The following is a 25,785-nucleotide window of genomic DNA, read 5'->3' on the forward strand; positions in this document are numbered from 1 at the left end:
CGAATAATTAAATATATTTAAACAAAAATAAATTAGTAAAATGAAAAAAATCCACGGACTCCTTGCAATTATTGCCCTTGTATTTATGGCATCATCTTGTGAAGACAAATATCCAGACGCAGAAGATGGTATCTATGCAGAAATTCAAACTAATAAAGGGACCATGTTTGCTCAATTGTATTATGAAGCGGCACCTATTTCTAGTGCTAACTTTGTTGCATTAGTAGAAGGAAAACACCCATTAGTAAACGATTCGTTAAAAGGGAAACCTTTCTATGACGGATTAATCTTTCATAGAGTTATGAAAGATTTCATGATCCAAGGTGGCGACATTAGTGGCACTGGTAGCGGTGATGTAGGTTATAAATTTGATCAAGAGGTAAGTGATACTTTAAAGCACGATTCAAAAGGTATTCTTTCTATGGCAAATTCTGGCCCTAATACTAACGGAAGTCAGTTCTTCATCATGCATAAAGAAAATCCTAGCCTCGATATGCGTTATAATGTATTTGGTAAAGTGGTAAAAGGACTAGAAGTGGTTGATTCTATAGCGTTAACTCCGGTAAACGGACAGCGTCCTGTAGATTCAATGATCATGCAAAAAGTTTCCATTATTCGTAAAGGAAAAGCTGCTAAGAAATGGGATGCGGTTAAAACTTTTGAAGATGCTATTAGTGCTGCCGAGATTGAAAAAGAGAAAGATGCCAAGTTAGCCGCTGAAAGAGCTGCTGCTGCTCCAGCTGCAAGAACAGCAAAAGCTGAAGAACTTGCTGCGTTAAAAGAAAAGGCAACAAAATTACCTAATAGTAATGTTATGGTATACGTGAAAAGTAAAGGAAATGGTGAAAAACCAGCTGAAGGTGCATCTGTCATGATGGATTATAGTGGCTTCTTTTTGGACGGTACTTTATTTGATTCTTCGATTCTTGAAGTTGCTCAAAAATTTGATAATATCAATGCTAGAAAAGAACAAATGGGTGCCTATGCTCCTATGCCAGTGCAATACAGTTCTTCTGTAGGGATGGTTCAAGGGTTTAAAGACGCGATGTTAAGCATGAATTACGGTGATGAAATCGTAGCATTTATACCATCTGATCTCGCTTATGGTGAGCGTGGTGCAGGTGGTGTGATCGCTCCCAACACAGATCTTGTTTTTGAAATGAAGATCATTCAATAAAATATTTGGAGCTACGGCTCTTCATCAATATCAAGCGCATTGTTTTATTCAATGCGCTTTTTTTGTTTAAAAATTAAGATGGATTTTAAAGGTCTACAGTCACTATTCATTAATTTAGTATTATGAAAAAAATTATATACACTAACCTTGCGCCTAAACCTATTGGCCCTTATAATCAGGCTGTTTACTATAAAAATGCTTATGAACACACTCTATATACGAGTGGCCAAATCGCCATCGATCCCAGCACTGGAGAATTAAAAATAGATGATCTTAAGGAAGAAACTCATTTGGTGATGAAACACTTAGAGAGTCTGTTAAAGCAAGTAGACATGACTTTTGAGCATGTTCTTAAAACAAGTATATTTCTTAGTGACATGTCCAACTTTGCAACCGTAAATGAGGTTTATGGAAGTTATTTTAAGGAAGAAACTGCACCTGCAAGAGAGACTGTAGAAGTAGCCAATTTGCCTAAATATGTGAATGTGGAAATTTCACTCATCGCAAAACACGAAATATAATATGCCCATAGCAAACTCAGAGCTCATCATCAATCCAGATGGGAGTATTTATCATCTCAACTTAAAACCTCACCAACTGGCCGATACGGTTATTACCGTAGGAGATCCCGAACGTGTGAGCGAAGTATCTAAGTATTTTGATGTGATTGAATTAAAGGTAGGAAAACGAGAATTCCACACACATACAGGTGTTTACAAAAATAGACGCATCAGCGTGGTTTCTACAGGTATAGGAACTGATAATATTGATATTGTTTTTAATGAGTTGGACGCTTTAGTTAATATAGATTTTAAAACTAGAGAGATTCATAAAGAACTCAAGTCTTTAGATATCATACGTGTAGGAACTAGTGGTGCGGTTCAAAGCGATATTCCTGTGGATAGCTTCTTACTATCGCAGCGTGGGATAGGTTTTGACAGTTTGATGCATTGGTATGAAAGTGATGGTGGTGATCTCGCTTTCGCGAAAGCGGTATCCAAACAAATACCCAGATCAAAATTACAGGCTGCCCCTTACGTCGTTGCTTGCGATCCAGATCTTGCTCAAAAGTTCCAAACCTTAGAAATGAAAAACGGCAATACCATTACAAACGTTGGATTTTATGGTCCACAAAGCCGTAAAATTAGACTAGAACCCTCAGAGAAAAATCTCAATACTCATATAGCAGATTTTAACTTTGAGGGACATAAAATTACCAACTTAGAAATGGAAACCGCTGGAATCTACGCGATGGCTGCACTCTTAGGACATCGTGCTGTTTCTTTAAATGCAATTTTAGCAAATCGCGCTACTGGAGAATTCTCAAACCAACCTGCTGCAACAGTAGAGAAATTGATCAAATTCACCCTAGATGCCGTTGTGGCTTAGCACAAGTCACGAATAGCCTTTGTACTTTCATATTTACTTAACACCTGTGTACTATCTTTGTCTTCGATGGAAAAAAAAATAACCATAAAAATAGGCGGTGTACCAGAGCATTTTAATTTGCCCTGGCACTTAGCTCTTGAGGATGATGCTTTCGCAAAAGCGGGAATAGATCTACAATGGCAAGATGTGCCAGAAGGAACTGGCCTTATGAGTAAACTTCTACGCAATGAAAAACTGGACGTGGCTTGTATATTGACAGATGGTATCGTAAAAGATATCATCGCCGGTAACAAATCGCGCATCCTTCAAGTATACGTTTCTTCACCACTGCTTTGGGGTGTTCATGCACCAGGACAAATTGAAGCAGATCGCACTGAACAATTAGAAGACGGAAAAATAGCCATAAGCCGTTACGGAAGCGGTTCTCATTTAATGAGTTACCTTCTTGCTAAAAGACATGGATGGGATACAAATGACATAGAGTTTGAATTGATTAATACTCTAGACGGTGCGGTAAAAGCGTTGAGCACTAATAAAGCGCAGCTATTTCTTTGGGAACGCTACATGACTCAACCTATAGTAGATAAAGGTATTTTCAAACGCCTGGAAACTATAGCCACTCCATGGCCTAGTTTTGTCATTGCTGCCACCGAAAACTGTATCAAAGAAAAAGAAGAAGCCTTATCAAAAATGCTTCATATTATCAATATCTATACAGCAGACTTTAAGTCTATACCGAGTATAGACCGCACTATTGCATCTCATTACAACCTGCAAGTAGGAGATGTACAACAATGGCTGTTGCGCACAGAGTTTAGTAGTGAACAGCTATGGGAAAGCACAGTAGATACCATTATTGAAGAATTTACAGCTGTAGGAATTATTGAAAGAAAGGTGACGCTAAAAGACTTGGTCCATTATGTTCCTAAAATAGATGAAGAAGAATAAGCAGCTGTATTAATGTAAAACTTGCCGGTATAATGAAAAACCTCCTTCTAAAATTGCCTGAGTTCTATTTTCTTGTATTGATTTTTTTGGCTGGATATACACCAGCATTTTCAATAGCTCCGTTTTACATTGTATTAATGATCGTTTTAATACTGCAAATTATTTTTAAGAATAAAGTGTCAGGTCTTTTAATAGGTGGTTTGATTTTCTTTTGTAACCTGTTTTTCCTTGTCGCTTTACTATCTGAATTTAAGGAATTTACAGAGTTTGATATTGAAGCTCAAAAATTACTGTTTGTAGGTTTCTCCGTTTGGATTGTGAATATCATCGCATCGGGAACTATGATGTACAGATATGTTAAAATAAAAACACGCAGCAGTCAAATGATTAAATTTAATTGAAGGTTTATACAACATTTACTCTAAGCCTTGAGTTACTTTTGCAATCTAGCAATCACTTACTTTAAGAAATCATCGCAAATAACTTCACTTTACTTTCTTCACCTCTACAAGGCTTTACAGAATTTAGATTTCGTAATGCAGTTCACAAGTACTTTGGTGGAATAGATACCTTTTACGCGCCTTACATAAGGTTCAATAACAAACCAGTCATCAGCAGTAAATACCAGCGTGATTTACAATTAGAAAACAATCTTGTTCCTGAGTTGATTCCTCAAGTGATGACTAATGATGCAGACGAGTTTATTACCGCAGTAAAATACATAAGGTCTTTAGGCTATAAAGAACTCAACTGGAATCTGGGTTGTCCTTATCCTATGGTGACTAAAAAAGGAATGGGAAGCGGTCTTATTTGCGACCCAGCAAAGATTGATCATATCTTAAAACGTGTCCATGCAGAAACAGATGTTATTGTTTCCATGAAAATGAGAATGGGTTATCTAGAGCCCACAGAGATTTTAGGGACCTTTCCTATTCTAGAAAAGTATCCTATTAAAAATATCGCGATTCATGCACGTATAGGAAAGCAACTCTACAAAGGTGGCGTTGATCTGGAGTCTTTTCAAAAATGTCTGGACACTTCCAAACATAAACTCTATTACAATGGCGATATAACAACTGTAGCTGGTTTTAGACAGATGCAAACGCTGTTCCCTAGCATTGATCACTGGATGTTAGGTCGCGGCCTCATTGCAGATCCATTTCTGCCCAGCATGATTAGAGCAAATACAGAGCTATATCCCGAGAACAGGTGGGAGATTTTCAGAGAGTTCCATGATACCCTATATAAAGAATACGATGAATTTCTTCAAGGCCCTACTCCTATCAAAATGAAAATGCAGGGCTTTTGGGAATACTGGTCTCAAACTTTTCCAAATCCGCAGAAGACGTTTAAAGCCATCAAAAAAGCAAATAATCCTAGGGCATATCAACAAGCAGTAAATGATAATTTGAAATCGGTTTCTTAACTAGAAAATAAATTAGAATAAGAATTCCGCTTTCGCGAAAGCGGAACAAACACATACCTTAAATTTGCATTCTATTTTGATCTATGCAAAAAGACCTTTTCCTTTTCACGCCTCCATTTACTCAACTGAATACCCCGTATCCGGCAACGGCTTATATCAAAGGCTTTCTAAATACCAAGGACATTGATTCCTATCAAATGGATTTAGGTATCGAAGTAATTTTAGAGTTGTTTTCATCTGCTGGAATGACAAAGCTTTTTGATTATGCGCTGGATAAAAACAGCATTTTAAGCGATAACAGTCAGCGCATCTATGCGTTAAAAGATCATTATATAAGACCGCTAGACAACATCATCTCTTTCCTTCAAGGTCATAACGATACTTTTGCAAGACAAATTTGTACTGATAATTTCCTCCCACAAGCCTCTAGATTTGATCAAATAGACGACCTAGAATGGGCTTTTGGAAACATGGGAATGCAAGATAAAGCAAAGCACCTCGCTACCTTATACTTGGAGGACTTATCTGATTTTATAGTAGATTGTGTGGATGATAATTTCGGTTTTAGTCGTTATGCAGAGCGACTGGGAATGAGTGCCAACAGTTTTGATGAGCTTTATGAGGAATTGCAGCAGCCATTATCCTACATAGATGAAATAACTGTTTCTATTTTAAAAAAGAAACTCCAGGAAATCCAACCAAAATTGGTAGTGATGTCTGTCCCCTTCCCGGGTAACTTATACAGTGGCTTGAGATCTTCTCAGTTTATCAAAAAGCATTTTCCAAATACTAAAATCGCCATGGGAGGCGGTTTTCCTAATACAGAATTGCGTTCCTTAAAAGACGCTCGGGTATTTGAGTTTGTAGATTTTATATGCTTGGATGATGGAGAATTACCGCTAGAATTAGTTACAGATTATGTATTGCATCATCCTTTAAAACCTATTCAAGACCTAGAATTGAAAAGAACGTTTGTACTAGAAGATGAACAAGTTACTTATAAAAACAATTCTAAAAAATCCGATTATAAGCAGCTGCAAGTAGGAACCCCAGATTATGCCAACTTGCTTTTAGATCAGTACATCTCTGTGATAGAAGTTGCAAATCCTATGCACAGTCTTTGGAGCGATGGTAGGTGGAACAAACTGACTATGGCACATGGTTGTTACTGGGGTAAATGTACCTTTTGTGACATCTCGCTTGATTATATCAGTCTTTATGAGCCTGTAGCTGCCACTATTCTTGTGGATCGCATGGAGCAATTGATCGCACAAACTGGAGAACAAGGTTTTCATTTTGTTGATGAAGCTGCACCGCCTGCTTTGATGAGAGCTGTAGCCTTAGAAATCCTAAAAAGAAATTTAACCGTCACTTGGTGGACCAACATACGATTTGAAAAGAACTTTACACCAGACTTGTGTTATTTATTAAAGGCTTCTGGCTGTATTGCCGTTTCTGGCGGACTTGAAGTAGCGTCAGATCGCTTGTTGAAATTGATCGATAAAGGTGTGACTGTAGAGCAAGTCGCACAAGTGACTAGAAGTCTTACCGCTGCTGGTATTATGGTCCACTCCTATTTAATGTACGGTTATCCTACACAAACGATTCAGGAAACCGTAGACAGTTTAGAAATGACCAGACAATTGTTTGAATTAGGTGTTATCCAAAGTGGTTTTTGGCATCAATTTGCTCTTACCGCCCATAGTCCAGTAGGAATGAATACACAAGATTATGGCATTACACCTCACTTAAAGGAAATTAGCTTTGCTAATAATGATGTGCAGTTTACCGATTCTACAGGAATTGATCACAGCATTTTTAGTGATGGATTGAAAAAGTCCTTATTCAATTTTATGCATGGTATAGGCTTTGATATGTCGTTACAGGAATGGTTCGATTTTGAGATTCCACAAACAACTATTGCCCCTTACTATATAGAAGATTGCTTAAATAAAGATTCTTTTAGATCCATTAAATCCAATTCAAAAGTGATTTACTTAGGTAATTTACCTTTGATTGGTACTTTTACAAAGACTAAAAAGGGTGTAGAAGTTCCTTATTTGGATCTGGTGTTTCATGATAAATCAAGTTCCTTGCAAATAGCACTTCCTGAAGATCAAGGCAACTGGTTATTAGACCAATTGGAATTATGGCAGCCTACCCATAAACTCACTACGTTTTCTCAAATCAAAACTTCATACGAAGCTCAATATGAGGATTTCGAATCTTTCTGGTATGCTGAAGAAATGGAGCTTTTACGAGAAAATGGATTGTTAGTTTTATAATCGTGCCGGCTCTGTTTAAACTGGCGTTTTTATCTTTCTTACAAAACTAAGTCGTCCATCTATTGATGAAATAAATTAAGAAAATAGTTGCTCTTTAGACTTATAACTTTAGATTTGAACTTCTAATTATCAAAGATTTGCACAAAAATAATAGTACCTATCAAGACTGTCCACCAGCTGTTACAATCGGTGTTTATATGTAGCATGATATGCATTACAGGGAACACCCTTTTGGGTTACTAGCATTTTATTATCATCTGTTTGGTGTATGGGATGACATCGTTTTCTTAAAATAATTTCAATTATCAAAGTTTTCAACTATGAAAGTCTTAAAATTCGGTGGTACTTCTGTAGGGAGTTCTCAACATATAAATCGTGTTATTGCCATTCTCAAAGCACAATCTCAAGAGGAAAGAGTAATAGGTATAGTTTCTGCCATAGGAGGAATCACTGATCAATTACATAAAACTGGTTTATTAGCACAACAAGGCGATGTTTCTTATTTAGACGCTTTAATCGCTATAGAAGAACAACATTTTCAAATATTAAAGGAGCTTATACAGGAGCATGCATCAGTAATCAAGTCAAGATTACAAGAAAAACTCCAGCACTTAAAGAATTTACTTAACGGTATTTATTTGATCAATGAGTTATCCCCTAAAACCTCGGATAAATTACTCAGTTTTGGAGAACAACTTTCTGCTTTTATTATCACGGAAGCCTTAAAATCAAGGGGTCTAAATGCAGTTCTAAAAAACTCACAAGAACTCATTGTCACTGATGAGGCTTTTACGAAAGCACAAGTACTACTTCCAGAAACTAATGCCCATATCCTAGCCTATTTTAGAAAAGCGCAACAGTCTATTAGCATTTTACCAGGCTTTATCTCCAGATCCATCAATGGTGAAGCGACTACTTTAGGACGTGGAGGATCTGATTATACAGCAGCATTAGTTGCTGCAGCCATAAGTGCTCAGGAATTAGTAATATGGACCGATGTAAGCGGTATGTTTACCGCAAATCCGAAATTGGTTAAACAAGCATATCCTATTGAAAACATCACTTATCAAGAAGCGATGGAATTGTCTCATTTTGGAGCTAAGGTGTTGTACCCGCCATCCATACTGCCAGTTCTGGAATTAAAAATTCCTGTTTTGATTAAAAATACCTTGCAACCACAAGATGCTGGGACACGCATTTCAGAAACAGCACATAAGGAAGGTCTAAATGCGACAGGAATTAGTAATGTGGATCACATCAGCTTGTTAACGCTTCAAGGGAATGGTATGGTAGGAATACCAGGATTTTCTAAAAAGTTATTTGAAAGACTTGCCCATGATCGTATTAATGTAATTTTAATTACACAAGCCTCATCAGAGCATTCTATTTGTATAGCTGTAGATCAACAAGACATTCAAAAAGCAGAGAATGGAATCAATGATACTTTTTCCTATGAAATAGAACGACATCAACTCGATTCCGTTATTGTAGAGAAAAACCTTGCTATTATAGCTTTAGTGGGCAGTCGCATGAAACATTTACAAGGTATGAGCGGTAAAATGTTTGGTGCATTGGGGAAAAATAACATCAATATAAGAGCCATTGCCCAGGGAGCATCAGAAATGAATATCAGCGCTGTAATTGATCAAAAAGATGTAAAAAAAGCATTGAATACGTTACACGAGCGATTCTTTGAAGGGAATCATAAACAAATCAACTTATTTATTGCCGGTGTAGGAAACGTAGGTGAGAAACTTATAGACCAGATCAAAGAGCAACGCAAGTACTTAAAAGAGCATCTAAAACTCCATGTACGGGTAATTGGGATTACTAATTCTAGGAAGATGTATTTTAAATCTGACGGTATGGATTTACAGACTTGGCAGGAATCCTTAGTAAATGGAGAAGTAACCCGTCTGGAAAAGTTTCGTAAAAAAGCGATTGATCTCAACTTGCGCAATAGTGTGTTTGTCGATGTGACGGCTAGCGCAAGCGTTTCAAAAGAATATGCCTATTATTTAAAGGAAAGTATAGCTGTAGTAGCTTGTAATAAAATTGCTTGTTCGGCAGCGCTAGAAGACTACCAGCAGCTCAAGAAATACTCTTTAAAATACAATGCGCCATTCTTATTTGAAACCAATGTAGGAGCTGGATTGCCCATTATTGATACCTTGAGGAATCTCATGGCTTCTGGAGATAAAATTATTTCTATTCAAGCGGTTTTATCTGGGAGTCTTAATTTTGTATTTAACAATTTTAGCGATCAGACAAAGTTTCACGATATTGTACAACAAGCGCAAGAACTAGGCTTTACAGAGCCCGATCCACGTATAGATTTAAGTGGTGTAGATGTCGCAAGAAAGATTTTGATTCTCGCCAGAGAAAGTGGTCTTGCCATGAATCTGGAGGATATTCAGAACAATTCATTCCTTACGGATAACAACAACAACAGCGATAGCGTAGCTGACTTTTACAGCACATTGATAGATGATGAGGCTCATTTTCAATCCTTGTACGCTTCCGCTAAAGCGAACAAAAACCAACTCAAATACGTAGCAACGCTTACCGAGAATGGAGCTAGCGTAGGATTAAAAGAAGTTCCAGTAGGCCACCCTTTTCACAACTTAAAAGGAAGTGATAATATTGTCATGTTCTACACTAGGAGATATCCAGAACAACCTTTAATTGTAAAAGGAGCTGGCGCAGGAGCTGATGTTACTGCATCAGGTCTATTTGCAGATATTATTAAAACAGGAAACAACTGAGTAATGAAAGAAGTAAAAGTATTTGCCCCAGCAACGGTAGCAAACGTGGCGTGCGGTTTTGACGTACTTGGTTTCTGTCTAGATACTATAGGAGATGAAATGGTCGTAAGACAAGTTGTAAAAAAGGGCGTTGTCATCACTAAATGTATGGGGTATGTGCTTCCTATGGCAACAGAGCAAAACGTTGCTGGAGTTGCTGCTCAAGCTTTTGTAAATGATTTTGATCCAGAATTAGGGATTGAAATCGAGATTTATAAATACATCAAGCCAGGAAGTGGTATAGGAAGTAGCGCTGCAAGTGCCGCTGGAGTGGTTGTAGCTTTAAACGAGTTGCTAGGAAAGCCCTATAACAGAGAACAGCTCACCACTTTTGCTATGAAAGGAGAAGCGGTAGCCAGTAAATGTGAACATGCTGATAACCTTGCTCCGGCTATCTATGGTGGTTTTACGCTCGTAAAATCCTGCCATCCAGTAAAAGTTTTGGAAATCCCTACCCCAGCCGACTTGTTTGCAACGATTATACATCCTCAAATAGAAATTAAAACTGCCGATTCCAGAGCGGTACTTCCTAAAAAGATACCTTTAGATCTTGCCATTGAACAATGGGCAAATTTAGGAAGCTTGATTCATGCCCTTCACACTTCAAATTATGATTTAATAGCCGACTCCCTGAATGATGTCGTTATTGAACCCTATAGAAGTACCTTGATTCCTCATTACAAAGAAGTAAAAACAGCCGTTTTGCATACTGGAGCATTAGGATGTGGTATTTCAGGATCAGGTCCTAGTATTTTTGCGTTGTGCAAAGGAAAGAAAATGGCTCTAGAAATAGAACAAAAGATGATAGACGTTTATATACCTACCGGTATTGATTTTGAAACTCACGTTTCTGGCATCAACCACCAAGGAATTAAAATACTCAACTCTTAGTTTATGAATTATTACTCACTTCATAATAAAGCCCCTAAGAGTTCTTTCAAAGAAGCAGTTATAAAAGGACTTGCTCCCGATAAAGGCTTGTATTTTCCTGAAACTATAACTGCTTTAGAAGAGGCATTCTTTTCCTCCATAATAGATTTAAGTCGTGAAGAAATAGCTTTTAGAGTGATAGAACAATTTGTAAGTCCTGAGATTCCTGATGATGTATTAAAAGAGATCATCAAAGAAACAATTGACTTTGACTTTCCGATAGTTGCATTAGACAGTCACATCTCGACTTTAGAACTCTTCCATGGCCCTACTATGGCATTCAAAGATGTAGGTGCTCGATTTATGGCCAGATGTTTAGGCTACTTTAATCAGCATAATAAAGAGGAAATCACTGTTTTAGTTGCTACTTCTGGAGATACTGGAGGTGCTGTAGCTCACGGATTTTTAGGCGTAGAAGGTGTTCAAGTAGTTATCCTTTATCCAAAAGGTAAAGTAAGTGATGTTCAAGAAAAACAGTTGACGACCTTGGGACAAAATATTACCGCTTTAGAAGTAGATGGTGTTTTTGACGATTGTCAAGATATGGTAAAACGTGCTTTTAGCGATACCGATTTGACATCGCAAATGCGACTCACTAGTGCCAACTCTATAAATGTCGCAAGATGGCTACCACAAATGTTTTATTTCTTTTTTGCCTACCAGCAGCTGTATAAAAAGCATAATAAAATTGTTTTTTCAGTTCCTAGCGGAAATTTTGGGAATATATGTGCTGGAATGATGGCAAAAAAACTAGGACTTCCTATCCATCATTTTATTGCGGCAAACAATGAAAATAATGTGATCACTAAATTTTTGGAAACACAAGAATATAGCCCAGAACCAACGGTAGCAACCATAAGTAATGCTATGGATGTTTCTAATCCGAGTAATTTTGTGCGTATACAAGAAATCCATCATCAAGATTTTAAATCGATGTCTCAAGCGCTTTCCTCCTATTCCTATTCTGATAAGGAGACAGAAGATGCTTTAAAAGAGATAAAAGTACAATACGATTATATAGCAGATCCTCACGGGGCGATAGGATATTTAGCTTGTAAAGAGTATTTAAAAGATCATAAGAAAACACATTGCGTGTTTTTAGAAACAGCACATCCTGCAAAGTTTTTACGAACGGTAGAGGGTGTACTGAACGTTAAAATAGCATTACCAGAACAAATTAAACAGGTAATAAATAAGAAAAAGGTGGCTATAGCGATTAGTAATTACGATGGATTAAAAAAGTTTCTTCTATCTAGATAGTTGAGTTTAAAGCAAAAAAAGAGAGGACTCCTCCTCTCTTTATAAACGATCTCCACCGCTTTATTTTAATAAACAGTAGTCTTGGAATACCAACTTGTTTATTTACTTAAACCTTTGTAAAAATAAGAGTTTATTGTAGGGTAGAGAAGCTTAAAACACTTTTAAAGGCAAATAAAACTGTCAATATGCTATTTCCTTGTAAGTAAGCGTGTTAATTATCTATGTTTTGTGTAGTTCATCGATAATACCTGCTTATGTAAATTTACTCCAATTTGTTAAGTATGAATTTACTTACCTTAGAGCGTCCTGCAAGGAAACCTTCTTTATTATTGATCATTTTAACGGTATAAAAGCCTTTATCACTTAACTTTTTCCAAGAATTACCTTGTGTACCGCTCCACCATATTCCTTGAGGTCCTACTGCGAGAATTTCCTTTCCTTCTGTTTCAGGAATAAATACAATATCGCTACAATAACCTGGTCCACTGCCAGCATCCATAAGCTTCCAGGTTTTACCGCCATCATCAGTTATCGCTTTGTTAGCTGCGTTATCTTCCTTATTGTTCCAATCACCACCTATGAGAATACCGCGTTGGTCATCTATAAAATCAATGGCATAAATACCTGTCATCTCGCCACCAGCGATAATCGGTGTGTCATAAGATTCCCAAGTGGAGCCTCTATCTTTACTATGTAACACTCTAGCAGCTGCTCCTCCTGTAACCAGCCATACATTATCTGTATAGATACTGATGTTTGAATTGCTAGCTGCAAAGGCTGCTTCGCCTATTATAAATTTTGGGAGGCGGGTACATTTAGATTTTGTCCAAGTCTGGCCTCCGTCAATAGTTTTGATTATAGATAAACAATCTTCTATAGGATCACCAAAGGCAATTCCTTCCTGATCGTTCCAAAACTTCATACTATCATAAAACACTTGATCTCCAAGCTCGGTATAAACCAACTTGACTTCATTGGTTGCATGTGTTATTTTATAGATCAATGCAGGATTACCGGCACTTAATAGGTAAGTGTACTGCTCTGTAACTGCTATAGATCTGTATTCCATTTTTCTAGCTTCCTTGGAAGTCAGTTGGAACTTCTTGACCTCACCTGTCGCAGCATTTATTCTTCCATACTGTCCGTCACTACCAGAATACCAGTAATCGGTATGCAGGTAATCTAGCGCACGTATGCTTATAGAGTCTGTCATGATTTGGTCGATCTCTATAGTGACATCAGTTTTAAACGCTTCTTTTTCAGTAGCTTTTGAGTTGGTTTTACAAGCGGTGCTCGTCAGCAACAAGGTAAAATATAGCAGGTCTTTCATGGGAGTAAAAATAAGTTAGAAAAAGTAAATAGGCGGTTGAAGTTTCTGCTTTCCTGCCAGCAGGCAAGGCGCGAAAGCGAAACAATTATCAAAAATCATGTAAAAAAATATATAGTCTCCCTTAACTTCCTGAGGAATAGCCGTACTTTTGCAAAATGAGATTTCACCATAATTTAGTGCAGGGAACTGTAGATGCTTTGCATAACATTTTCAACGACGGTAAATATGCCGATCAAGCGATACAAAAGATTCTAAAGCGTGATACACGTTGGGGTTCTAGAGATAGAGGTTTTATCGCTGAGATGACCTACGACATCGTAAGATACAAGAGATTATACGCTTCTATTGCCAAGGCTAGTGAGCCTTTTAACAAAGAAGATTTATGGCGACTTACTAGTGTATGGATCGTTTTAAAAGGACATGACCTTCCTGCATGGGAAGAATATTTTAATACTCCGGTAAGACGTATAAGAGGCGGACTGGACGAGGTACGAACAAATCGCAAGATGCGGGAATCCATTCCAGACTGGATGGATGAAATGGGAATTGCAGAGCTAGGAAACATTTGGGATCAAGAAATTACGGCTTTGAATCAACAAGCATCGGTAGTTTTAAGAGCTAATAGATTGAAGACTGATGTCAAGTCTTTAAAGGAAAAACTAGTTGCTGAAGAAATACTGACGACTACTGACGAGCGTTTTCCAGACGCACTAATTCTCAATGAACGTGCAAACGTTTTCCGTACACAATTATTTACTGACGGATTATTTGAAGTACAAGATGCAGGATCACAACTTATTGCTGCTTATTTAGACCCTAAGCCAGGAGAGCGCATTATGGATGCTTGTGCTGGCGCTGGTGGAAAAGCATTGCATCTAGCTGCAATGATGGAAAATAAAGGACAAATTATCGCTACAGATATTTATCAAAGTAAACTCAACGAACTAAAAAGACGTACCCGTCGTGCAGGAGCTCATAACGTGGAGACCCGATTATTAGAATCTACTAAAACCATCAAGAAACTAGATGGTAAAATAGACGGATTGCTTATCGATGCACCATGCAGTGGTTTAGGAGTTTTAAGACGTAATCCTGATGCCAAATGGAAATTACAACCAGAGTTTATTGAAAAAATAAAAGACACCCAACAAGAAATTTTACAATCCTATAGTCGCGTGGTAAAATCTGGTGGTAGAATGGTCTATGCCACATGTTCTATTTTTCCTTCAGAAAATGAGATACAAGTAGAGAAATTCTTGAGGTCAGAAGCTGGAGCAGATTTTGAACTAGAAGATTCACAAACACTATATGCTCATAGGGATGGTTTTGACGGTTTCTTTATGGCGAGGATGAAAAAGAAATAAATTTTTGTGAGCTAGACAATTGTACCAAATAAAGTATGATTTATCCATCTAGATTAGGAATAAAATGATACCGTCATTTTAACATCCTTATAGATGGTTTTTAAACCTAGTAAATCAATAACAAGCAAGGTCTTTGTTTTTTGGTATATAACCTTATGACTACTTCAGTAGATCAATGGACAACATATGCCTGATTTTAATTTTATAGAAACTCCGGTCAGGCAGATTTTCAGAATTCAGAATTGGATACTTTTTTAGCTTTAAAAAGAACCTAAAGACAATGTGTTCATTGCCACACTAATTTTTGCTCAATACTCGAATCCCTTTAACGTTAAAAATTATTTAGATCCTCTAAAAAGTTCTCCAGAGTTACTCATTTAAATTAGACTATCACAGTTCATCTTATGTTTAATCATGGTTAGATAAAGGTTGTACCATTCATCGAATTGTTAACCTGATCACAATATTCTGTGGAATGTTTATTTACATTTGCCTCCGATTTTAAAAAATAGATTTGATGAGAACAATTTTTGCTTTTTTTACATTCGTTTTATGTATTTGTTTAACTATTCATGCCCAGGTGGGTATAGGAACAAGTAATCCTCAAGCAGAATTGCATGTGGCTGGAAGTAAGACAGGAATCCAGACCTTGCGTATTGATGACCTTGCTGTAACCACTGGAGGAACAAATCCAGGAGAATTAGCTACAAGTAGTACTACAGTTAAAAAAACGGTCTACATTGATGAATCTGGAAACTTATGGTCTAGTGATGCGTATGGAAGTTCTATGAAGAGTGTTGTTTTTTCAACAGCCCAAAATATAGTGGGCTCCACAAAAACTAATATCACTGGAGCTGCTTTAACTTTTACCCCTAAACATGAAGTAGTCTATCTCTCATTTGCTGTTTCTGGGTACAATCGTTTAACTTGTGGTTCTGGTCCTAATAATACAAACCAGCATTCTTGGTTTGGTGTACATGTCATAAAGGATAATGTTACAGTAGGCAGTTTTGTAAGCTTGAGCGCTACAACAAATGAAGGTGTAGGTTCTGTAGGTGCCGCAAATAATGGAGCAGCACAGTTTCCTATTAACGTTACCCCAGGAGTACCTACCACAATAAAACTTCAAGGGAATAATGGTGGTTTAGCCTACGGTTGTGGTTTTACAATCAACAACGGCGGCTGGTCGAGTTACATGAGCATTATGGATTAATTTGTAATTTTAAAAGCATCCTTAATAAATTCGGTATCTAAACATTACCAGTTCCTTTATCACCAGAATCATACGTTTTTTGTCTGACATAGAAAATTCTTTAATAAGTACAACTCCTTAATTTAAAAATTAAGGAGTTTTTTATGTGGTGTTGTTTTTAAAACTATCGCTATGCTGTTACCGCAACTATATCTTTATATTTGCTGTTATAAGTACATAATTTCTAGTTTTAAAAAAGAGACCTATGAAATCCACTTGACGTTTTGTTATCAATGAATTACAGCTAATTCTTAGACATAAATAAACCAAAAACTTGCTTAAGTCTTTACTATGAATAAAAGCTAATAGTAGAGAAATCTCCTTTATCAGTAATAAAATAATGCTTCTATCACCCTCCAACCGTCTAAATAGTTATAATGCTTTCAATTGATTTGATGACATGATTTACCTACGTCCAGATTTATCGCTCCAGCCTATTACAACATTAGATCAAGAGAGACTATTGGAACTCATGATGAAAATTTACAGACCGGTGTACCAGCATCTCTGGTTTGATGATGGTAGTAGTTATCTGGCATCGCAATTTAATTTACAACAATTACAAAGTGACTTGTCCTCCCCTACTGTTTTCTATTACTTTGTACACTTGAAAGAGGAGCCTATTGGAATCCTTAGGTTTTTAAAGGATTGTCCAACAAGCGCCATTAATGAATCCAACACGACCAAATTGCACCGTATTTATCTCGATCCATCCATACACGGCAAAGGCATTGGAAAAGCGCTTATGAGGTGGATGTTCGATTTTCTAAAGGAACAAAATCAAGAGTCCATCTGGTTAGAGTGTATGGACACACAACTGGCGGCGTACCACTTTTACCAGCAATTAGGTTTTAAAACTATAGAGCCATTCACGCTGGATTCCCCGACGATGCGCTCTGAAATGCGCGGTATGTTACGTATGAAGTTGAATCTAAATAATGCTTGATCTATCCAACTACAAATAGCAATCTCCTGATTTTTTAGTCATCACAAATTGCCCCCTCTTTAATTCAGTAATTACCTTTTATAAAGTAGAACTAGGGTTTAAAACAAAGAGCTTGATACTAGACATGCATAGGCAGTAGTTATATGAAGTAGGTAAATCATAGTGCTCTTATCAAAACCTGATCTCCACTAATGATCCATAACTAAAAAGTTAGGATTAAGTTGCATTACAAGAGTAACACAGTAGCATTGAACTTGCATAAAACATTCTAAAAGTACATTTTAAAACAATTAAAAATGATTATCATTACTTTTAATTAAAAAACAGCATCTTCATGAAAACCTATATCTCCCTATGGATCATGTGTACTGGCCTATGCGCAGGCTCACAAAATTTAACTTCTAGTGACCAAATAAAATTAGATCAAATACTTGCAAACAAGAGCACGTTGGATGAAAAGTCTGATCTAGAAGGATGGATTCTTTTTGAAACCCAAAACGGAGAATCTGTGTTTTTTAACAAAAAAGGAGTGCTGCAGCTAAATCTAGGAAAAAGATTTGATTGGGTAGATGGCTTTTATGGTTCAGAGCTTGCAAAGGTTTCTAAGAATAACAGACTGGGCTTTATAAATAAAAAAGGAGAAGTCGTCATACCCTTTGACTTTGAAAACGTCAAAGTTTTCAGCAATGGACTTGCCGCTGTAATGATGTTGGGTAAGCACGGATTTATAGATACTACCGGTAAGTTGGTGATTCCTTTCCTATATGAAGATGCTGGTTATTTTGGTAACGGTCTTGCCCCAGTTAAGAAAAACGGAAATTTTGGTTTTATGGATAGAAAAGGAACCCTTACAATTCCTCATAAATACGATGATGCTAAATCCTTCTATAACGGTAGGGCAGCTGTAAAACTTGATACCTACAATAGTACTACTGCAGAAGAAGTAGGTAAATGGGGATTTATAGATACTACGGGTAAATTAATTATCCCTTATAACTACGCTGTTGTAGGTAATTTCACATCTAATTTTACCGTAAAAGTGACACTTCCTGATGGGAGTTCCTCTGGCGATGTGCATTTTATTGATGTCCATGGAAACAGGTTATAATCGGCACTTGTCTTTATGTTTTAGTTTATTTGATAAGCAATACGGTTAGCTTTCTTCTATTATTTCATTTGGTAATTAGAATATTAAGTTAGGAAATAGCCATTGCTTTAACACATATCAAATATTCCAAAATCAAGTGTTGGTACAGAACGAATAGTTCTACTAGTTTCTATTTAAATGTTACTCTTCATTTTTATTTTGTAGTAGTGAATAAGTTCGTTGATAATTCCGCTTTCGCGAAAGCGGAACCACCACAATTATCATCCTAAAAAAGTATCTTTGTAACCGCCCATAAAAGCGCTCAAATGATCCATTTTTACGGAAATCCGTCCCAATCAGTTTACGTAGTACAAACCCAAGCACCGATCTCTCCAGAAGATAATCTGAAATTACAATGGCTTTTTGCCGGTGCTCCAAAACTAGAAGCCGATTCTTTATCTGGTTTTTTCACTGGACCGCGTGCTACTACCATTTCTCCATGGTCTACCAATGCGGTAGAAATTACACAAAACATGGAAATCAAAGGAATTCTGCGTATAGAAGAATTTTATACGTGTACAGCAGACTCTGACTTTGATAAAATGTTGTTGCAAAAATTTGATGAATTGGATCAGTCGCAATTTGATGTGCATGTAAAACCTGAAGACGTTTTAGAAATAGACGATATCGCTGCTTATAACATGCAAGAGGGTCTTTCCTTGAGCGATGACGAGATTGATTACCTGATTGCACTTTCAGAAAAATTAGATCGTAAATTAACAGATAGTGAAGTTTTTGGATTCTCACAAGTAAATTCAGAGCACTGCCGCCATAAGATTTTTAATGGAACCTTCATCATCGATGGAGAAGAGATGCCTACCTCGCTTTTTAAACTCATTAAGGAAACTTCCAAGCGCTGGCCTAACGGAATTGTAAGTGCGTACTCTGATAACGTAGCCTTTGTAGAAGGACCACAAGCCGAGCAATTTGCTCCTAAAACAGCCAACAAACCAGATGTGTATCAAACCAGTCTTTTTGATTCGGTGATCTCCTTAAAAGCAGAAACTCATAACTTCCCTACTACCGTAGAGCCCTTTAATGGCGCAGCAACCGGATCTGGTGGAGAAATAAGAGATCGACTCGCTGGCGGACAAGGGTCCTTACCACTTGCAGGAACTGCAGTTTATATGACCAGTTATTCCAGACTAAATGAAGAACGCCCATGGGAAAAAGGTTTTGAAGCACGCAAATGGCTGTATCAAACACCTATGGATATTTTAATCAAAGCCTCTAATGGTGCGAGCGATTTTGGAAACAAATTTGGCCAGCCCTTAATTACAGGTTCTGTTTTGACGTTTGAACATCAAGAAGGCGATCAGAATTTAGGTTTTGATAAGGTTATTATGCAGGCTGGAGGTATAGGCTATGGTAAAAAAGATCAAGCATTAAAGAAAACTCCTGCCACAGGTGATGACATCATCGTTTTAGGTGGAGATAATTATAGAATAGGAATGGGTGGTGCTGCGGTAAGTAGCTCAGATACTGGCGCACTAGATTCTGGACTGGAATTAAATGCCGTTCAACGTTCCAATCCAGAAATGCAAAAACGTGCGGCAAACGCTATACGCGGTCTGGTAGAGAGCGATCTCAATCCTATTAAATCCATTCACGATCACGGTGCTGGCGGTCATTTGAATTGCCTGTCAGAACTGGTAGAAGAAACTGGCGGGATTATAGACGTAGAGAAACTCCCTATAGGTGATCCTACCCTATCACGTAAAGAACTCATAGGTAACGAGTCGCAAGAACGAATGGGATTAGTTATAGATCCTAAAGACACGCCTATTCTAGAAGAGATTGCTGCTCGTGAGCGCGCACCCTTATACAAGGTTGGAAAAGTTACTGGAGATAACAGATTTACTTTTAGCGAGAAAGATGGCCGCAGTCCTATGGACCTTGCCTTAGAAGATATGTTCGGCTCCAGTCCTAAAACCATTATGGATGACAAGACCATCCATCGCAACTATGCCCCTATTACTTATGATGGAAAAGATTTCAAACTTTACCTCTATCAAGTATTGCAGCTGGAAGCAGTTGCCTGCAAAGACTGGTTAACTAATAAAGTAGACCGCTGTGTAACGGGTCGTGTAGCTAAGCAACAAACTTGTGGAGAATTACAATTGCCTTTAAATAACGTAGGTGTAATGGCCATTGATTATAACGGTAAAAACGGTGTAGCAACTACTATAGGTCATGCTCCTGTTGCTGCCTTAATTGACCCAGCAGCTGGTTCTCGCAACGCGATTGCTGAGGCCTTAACCAATCTTGTTTTTGCACCGCTAGAAAAAGGCTTGTCAGGTGTGAGTTTAAGTGCCAACTGGATGTGGCCGTGCAACAATCCTGGTGAAGATGTACGTTTATACAGCGCTGTAAAAGCCGTAAGCGATTTTGCTATTGAACTAGGAATCAACATTCCTACCGGTAAAGACAGTCTTTCTATGAAGCAAAAATATCCAGATATGGACGTGCTTGCTCCAGGAACGGTAATCATCAGTACCGTAGGAAATTGTGACGATATCACAAACATTATTGAGCCTGTGTTACAGCCGCAATACGACGCTCCTATTTATTACATCAACATGAGTGGTGATGAACATAAATTGGGTGGCTCTAGTTTTGCACAAACACAAAATAAAATAGGTAATGAATGTCCTACTATTGTGGATAGTTCCGCTTTCGCGAAAGCATTTACAGCCATCCAAAACTTAATAAAACAAGGTAAAGTACTCGCAGGACACGATGTCGCCAGTGGCGGATTGATCACTACATTATTAGAACTGTGTTTTCCTTCCCAAAACATAGGAATGGAACTGGACTTCAGTGAAGTAGGTCACGACATGGTCAAAGTACTCTTTGCCGAAAATGCGGGTATCGTACTTCAAGTAACCGACGACAGTGTAGAAGCAGAACTTTCAAAAACGGGTGTTCCTTTCTTTAAAATAGGAAACGCGATAGATGAAGCGGTGTTGGATATCAACGAATTCATCATAGACGTTGATGATATGAGAGATGTGTGGTATGAAACCTCACATTTACTAGATCAAAAACAATCCTTTAACGGCACTGCAGAAGAGCGCGCGTTGAATTATGTGAATCAGCCGTTGGAATTCAAATTTCCAGTACATTTTACTGGAAAACTACCCGAATTGCCTCAAAAACGAGTAAAAGCAGCCGTAATACGTGAAAAAGGAAGTAATTCTGAACGAGAAATGGCACGCGCCATGTACCTCGCAGGATTTGAAGTGATAGACGTTCACATGACCGATTTAATCGCTGGTCGTGAAACCCTAGAAGATGTGCAGTTCATAGCAGCAGTAGGTGGTTTTTCTAACTCTGATGTTTTGGGAAGTGCCAAAGGTTGGGCAGGAGCATTCTTATACAATGAAAAAGCAAATAAAGCTTTAAAAGACTTTTTTGCCCGTCCAAACACGATGAGTATAGGGGTTTGTAACGGTTGTCAGCTTTTTGTTGAATTGGGATTGATACATCCAGACCACGATGACAAACCTAAAATGCTACACAACAATTCTGGGAAGTTTGAATGTAATTTCACAAGCGTAGAGATTGCTGATAATAATTCAATTATGTTGAGGACATTATCAGGAAGCCAACTAGGAATCTGGGCTGCACACGGAGAAGGGAAATTTCATTTACCTAAAGACCGCAGTGATTATCAAATTCCTGCCACTTACGCCTACGACACCTACCCAGCAAATCCCAACGGGTCTGATTATAACGCCGCGATGTTGAACTCAGAAGATGGACGTCATTTAGTAATGATGCCGCATTTAGAACGTTCTACATTCTCTTGGAACTGGGCGCACTACCCTAACGATCGTAAGAACGATAAGGTGACTCCTTGGTTGGAGGCTTTTGTGAATGCTAGAGTATGGTTGAGTGGAAAGTAGATAATATGAATAGATATAGAAAAGTAGAATACACCATCGATGAAAGAACTGTAGCTCATTTACTGTAGAAATTATTTTAAACTTTTTTTTAACCTATAAGAGAGAGTTTAACAAATCTATTTTTAATCATTTAGATAATTTTAAGAAAGCGAAAGATTTCTCTAGTTAACCTTCAAGTATTGAAGGTAAATTGGGTCGTAGGAAGAAACCAATTGATGTGATGTCTAATTCCCCGCATTTCTTTGGCTTACGTTTTATTGTTAGCGAAAAGTTTAAAGAGGTATTTGAAGATCTTGGTATTAAAGATTCATATTTTAAACAAATACACCTGAGAAAATTTGACTCTAATTTATATCTTTTTCTCAACCCTATTACTGATTATCATGTTATTGATTTTGAAAAATCTCGCTTTTTTAAACAAGTAGGTATAGAGAGAAAAACACTCAAATTTAATGATATGGAAGATTTTATTAAAAATAAAGATTCGTATGATTTAGTAGAAGAATGTTTTTTAAATGACGATTTTAAAAACGATGACGTAATTTATTTAAGATCAAACGGACTGTTTTTTAGTGAGAGACTCCTAAAAGCACTTGAAGATAAAAATATAATAGGGTTGGCTACAAGTAATTTAATAACAGCTATAAGCAGGTAATTATCTAACTTCAAAAGTTTTATATATTTATAAATCTTTAATTGCCTTTCTCTATAAAAGCCTCGCCCTTGAGACGAATGGGAAAAAGTTGACAGCTTTGCAGACAACGCAAAGGCTTTGAAACGATGCTGGATGGTATCGAGATACTTTAAAATAAAAGAGAGAACTTTAAACATCGTTCAGTTTCCATTAACATCTCGATAAGTATAAACTTTCTTGAAATGAACAAACACCGCATTCAACCACTCCGAGATTTCTGCGAAATCCCACCTCGCCTATTCTTAGGCGAGGAGCTTTTAATTCTCGAGTTTAATAAACTTCTTTCTTCAGAACTAGTCTCCGACGAGCTTTTAAAATGTTTTATAAATATGTAATTCATAAACATACCAGCTATTTATATTTCTTGGTGCGTTTGGACAAATATCAAACTGATAAGATATATCAAGGAATGCACAACAATCACTCATTAATTCTGGCAATTAATGGACTGGATTTAGACAATCATGGTAAAATAACAGATAACTAAAATTTCAAGCATTAAAGTTGAACTATTTCATCACGCAACCTTTTTGATGTATCCAGGACTAATAAGTAGAAACTAAACCGTTTGTTATGAAAAATATTAAAAAATACCTTATGCTATTTTTTGCATTTACTGTTATTCATTCTTGTACTTATGAAGATTTAGATGATGCTGGTGCAAAAGATTTAATCAGCGTGGACTCTGAATTATATCAAACATTACAAGATGTTGCAAAAGATCCCGCTATGGATGAAAATGCCATTTCTTGTATTCTAATTGTATATCCTATTAGCATGTTTACTTATGATGCAAATAATGCCGTTATAGCAAACACCCTAATTACGGATAATTCTGGTTTTAGTGCTTTTCTTGATACCTTGCCTATTACTCATTCTATAAGCATAAGCTTCCCTATCGCAGCAACCCTAGCAGATGGAACCCAGTTGAGCATCACCACAAATGAAGAGTTAAAAGAAAGTATCGATGATTGCATCGAGAATGAAGAAGAACTTATAGGCAACTGTCAAGCGCTTATTGACGATTGCATATGGAAAGTTGGTTACTCACAAGTATCTAATAATAACTATTTGGGAGCTACTTTATTTGTAGAAAATGGTGCAACCACTTTTAGTTACAGCCCCTTATCTGCTTTTGGGTCATGGATCGCTATTTTTATTGAAAACGAGTTATACATCAATATCAATCTCAACGGTAATATTAGCGTTGAAAATGATTTTAATCGCAATTGGAAAGTAGCATATCTAGATGCAGATACTTTAAAACTCACTGATGATCTGGATGAATTAATACTAAATCAATATTGCAATGTTCCTACAGATGAATGTTTTGATTTCAACTTTACAGCTTGCGAGGATAACACAACACCTGGATTTGCTACCATTCTACTAGACGATTATTCCTTTTGTATTTATCAAATTTTACAGCAAGACGACTCCTTAATCAGTCTGTCTTTTTATAGAACATTGATAGATGCAGATAATGGAATAAATCCTATCGATACCAGTGCTGCATTTAGCAATACGAGTCTAATAGAATCTTATTTAGTAAGAGTAACTAATACTACAGACAGTACTTATTACATTATCCAAATAAGTGTTACTGTAGAAAGTTGTCTCTAATATAGTATGTAAAGCACTGAATACTTTAACATGCCAAGTAGTCGCTTTGCTATGTTCATTTATGTAAATAATTTTAAAAGAAACGTCCTATCTACTAGGTTTCTGTAGTAAGATATAGCTTCTAATATGACTTTATTGTATTTCTTTTTTTCGCTTTCGCGAAAGCGAAAGCATAAAATAGGATAACCTACTTACTGCCTTCCAATAAATTGATGTACTATGCTTGTAAATGAAAAAGTCGACTTAGCAACCTATTTGTTGTTAAGACGACTTTTATTAAATATATGAATGATGATTAGTTCCTCATAAAGAGAAATACTTTTCTATCGGTCATTACCTGGATCAGAAGGGTCTTTAGTTGTAGAGGTACAAGAAAGCATGTCTAGTTGCATGTAAGTTGCCCAAGAACGACCTGGAAAACCTACTCCAGCTCCCCAAGCAGTTTCATTCTGTCCTGTAGAACTCGTAACTACCGCATGAGAAGCTATACAGGTTTCAAAAGGCAAAGTAGTACCATCTGTTGTATAAGTTACTACTGAAGTTCCTGAAGCATGTACCGCACTGTATTCAAAGTGACCTACTTTAGGGTTACCAGATCCCGTAGTAGGAATATCGCCAGTACAATTACCTATAGACATATGAGTCTCATCAAGATTCCACCCAGGTATCGTATGGTACACGATAGATAAAGTGAACCCGTCTCTATAAACATCTACCGTTCCTACAACGGTATTCTGACCTGCAATCAGATCACTGGTTTGACAAAGTACTGCCGTCGGAGAAACTAATTTACCTGCAGATGCGGCAGCATTAATTTCAAAATTGACTTCTTGCGGAGTCGCATTTTCAGATTCTTCTACAGTACATGCTGCTAGAAATAGAAAACATAGGGAAAGGGAAAGTAGTTTCATAATTTTGATTTTAAGGTTTGATGCAAGGTATAAAAGTTTAAAACTTTTTTAGGTTAATTAACTGTATTCATCGATTAAATACACTTTTATAAACCAAAAATGATGTTATTGAACGATATTATTATCAAATGTTATTTTAATAAATTCGCTCTGATCCTAGAAATTAGCTTTAAGACCACACTAAATTCCTTAGTCTTTGCAGCATTTTTTAGATTATCGCGATTGCAAATACCTATGATTAATTCACAGATTATGGCTGCTTGATATATTTTGTTGGTCTTATTTACTTAGATTCTGTAAAAACTATTTACTACTTTTACTTAAAAATCAACGATTATCTTAAGCAAAGGTCAAAGAGCAATCAACCTGCTGCTTCTCATACTTGCAGGAG

At 37.0% G+C, this 25,785-nt stretch carries 19 protein-coding genes; 17 read left to right on the top strand and 2 right to left on the bottom strand.

Annotated features, from left to right (window positions below):
- The first annotated feature begins 40 nt into the window (after positions 1–40).
- The 10 genes from F0365_RS13465 (at position 41) to thrC (ending at position 12,219) form a co-directional block, all read left to right on the top strand.
- Positions 41–1,177: a peptidylprolyl isomerase gene (locus tag F0365_RS13465; RefSeq protein ID WP_169934171.1), complete on the top strand. Its 1,137-nt coding sequence runs from the start codon at positions 41–43 to the stop codon at positions 1,175–1,177.
- Positions 1,178–1,299: 122 nt separating this feature from the next.
- Complete coding sequence (locus F0365_RS13470) at positions 1,300–1,698, top strand: Rid family detoxifying hydrolase (RefSeq protein WP_169934172.1); 399 nt, start codon at positions 1,300–1,302, stop codon at positions 1,696–1,698.
- 1 nt (position 1,699) lies between these two features.
- Complete coding sequence (locus F0365_RS13475; RefSeq protein ID WP_169934173.1) at positions 1,700–2,566, top strand: nucleoside phosphorylase; 867 nt, start codon at positions 1,700–1,702, stop codon at positions 2,564–2,566.
- A 66-nt stretch (positions 2,567–2,632) separates the two neighbouring features.
- Positions 2,633–3,514 carry a substrate-binding domain-containing protein gene (locus F0365_RS13480; RefSeq protein ID WP_169934174.1) on the top strand — a complete coding sequence of 294 codons (882 nt, stop codon included), beginning with the start codon at positions 2,633–2,635 and terminating at the stop codon, positions 3,512–3,514.
- 32 nt (positions 3,515–3,546) lie between these two features.
- The gene (locus F0365_RS13485; protein WP_169934175.1) at positions 3,547–3,915 is read left to right on the top strand and encodes a hypothetical protein; all 369 of its coding nucleotides are present in this window, start codon (positions 3,547–3,549) and stop codon (positions 3,913–3,915) included.
- Between the two features lie 71 nt (positions 3,916–3,986).
- The gene (locus F0365_RS13490; protein WP_169934869.1) at positions 3,987–4,940 is read left to right on the top strand and encodes a tRNA dihydrouridine synthase; all 954 of its coding nucleotides are present in this window, start codon (positions 3,987–3,989) and stop codon (positions 4,938–4,940) included.
- Between the two features lie 83 nt (positions 4,941–5,023).
- Entirely contained in the window at positions 5,024–7,225 is a 2,202-nt protein-coding gene (locus tag F0365_RS13495) for a B12-binding domain-containing radical SAM protein (protein ID WP_169934176.1), read from the top strand.
- Between the two features lie 320 nt (positions 7,226–7,545).
- The gene (thrA, locus tag F0365_RS13500) at positions 7,546–9,990 is read left to right on the top strand and encodes a bifunctional aspartate kinase/homoserine dehydrogenase I (RefSeq protein ID WP_169934177.1); all 2,445 of its coding nucleotides are present in this window, start codon (positions 7,546–7,548) and stop codon (positions 9,988–9,990) included.
- Between the two features lie 3 nt (positions 9,991–9,993).
- Positions 9,994–10,920: a homoserine kinase gene (locus F0365_RS13505; protein WP_169934178.1), complete on the top strand. Its 927-nt coding sequence runs from the start codon at positions 9,994–9,996 to the stop codon at positions 10,918–10,920.
- Positions 10,921–10,923: 3 nt separating this feature from the next.
- On the top strand, positions 10,924–12,219 hold the full coding sequence (gene thrC, locus F0365_RS13510) for a threonine synthase (RefSeq protein ID WP_169934179.1): 1,296 nt from the start codon (positions 10,924–10,926) through the stop codon (positions 12,217–12,219).
- Between the two features lie 262 nt (positions 12,220–12,481).
- Here the strand turns inward: thrC and F0365_RS13515 are convergent, their stop codons facing one another.
- Positions 12,482–13,549, bottom strand: coding sequence for a WD40/YVTN/BNR-like repeat-containing protein (locus tag F0365_RS13515; RefSeq protein ID WP_169934180.1), 1,068 nt, complete (start codon positions 13,547–13,549; stop codon positions 12,482–12,484).
- 155 nt (positions 13,550–13,704) lie between these two features.
- On the opposite strand from F0365_RS13515, the gene F0365_RS13520 reads away from it, so the two are divergent.
- The 7 genes from F0365_RS13520 to F0365_RS13550 all read left to right on the top strand — a co-directional run bounded on the left by F0365_RS13520 (position 13,705) and on the right by F0365_RS13550 (position 24,483).
- Positions 13,705–14,913 (top strand): RsmB/NOP family class I SAM-dependent RNA methyltransferase, encoded by a 1,209-nt coding sequence (locus F0365_RS13520; protein ID WP_169934181.1) that lies wholly within the window; start codon positions 13,705–13,707, stop codon positions 14,911–14,913.
- Between the two features lie 517 nt (positions 14,914–15,430).
- Positions 15,431–16,126, top strand: a complete 696-nt coding sequence (locus F0365_RS13525) for a hypothetical protein (protein ID WP_169934182.1) — start codon at positions 15,431–15,433, stop codon at positions 16,124–16,126.
- 439 nt (positions 16,127–16,565) lie between these two features.
- A complete protein-coding gene (locus tag F0365_RS13530) occupies positions 16,566–17,111 on the top strand; it encodes a GNAT family N-acetyltransferase (RefSeq protein WP_169934183.1) in 546 nt (181 codons plus the stop codon).
- A gap of 334 nt (positions 17,112–17,445) precedes the next feature.
- A complete protein-coding gene (locus tag F0365_RS13535; protein WP_169934184.1) occupies positions 17,446–18,219 on the top strand; it encodes a WG repeat-containing protein in 774 nt (257 codons plus the stop codon).
- Positions 18,220–18,524: 305 nt separating this feature from the next.
- Positions 18,525–22,166: a phosphoribosylformylglycinamidine synthase gene (purL, locus tag F0365_RS13540; protein ID WP_169934185.1), complete on the top strand. Its 3,642-nt coding sequence runs from the start codon at positions 18,525–18,527 to the stop codon at positions 22,164–22,166.
- 220 nt (positions 22,167–22,386) lie between these two features.
- A complete protein-coding gene (locus F0365_RS13545; RefSeq protein ID WP_169934186.1) occupies positions 22,387–22,821 on the top strand; it encodes a hypothetical protein in 435 nt (144 codons plus the stop codon).
- A gap of 612 nt (positions 22,822–23,433) precedes the next feature.
- A complete protein-coding gene (locus F0365_RS13550) occupies positions 23,434–24,483 on the top strand; it encodes a hypothetical protein (RefSeq protein WP_169934187.1) in 1,050 nt (349 codons plus the stop codon).
- Positions 24,484–24,806: 323 nt separating this feature from the next.
- Here F0365_RS13550 and F0365_RS13555 read toward each other — a convergent pair whose 3' ends face one another.
- The gene (locus tag F0365_RS13555) at positions 24,807–25,394 is read right to left on the bottom strand and encodes a hypothetical protein (protein WP_169934188.1); all 588 of its coding nucleotides are present in this window, start codon (positions 25,392–25,394) and stop codon (positions 24,807–24,809) included.
- Positions 25,395–25,785: the final 391 nt, after the last annotated feature.

This window comes from Nonlabens sp. Ci31 (genome assembly GCF_012974865.1).
Classification (GTDB): Bacteria; Bacteroidota; Bacteroidia; order Flavobacteriales; family Flavobacteriaceae; genus Nonlabens.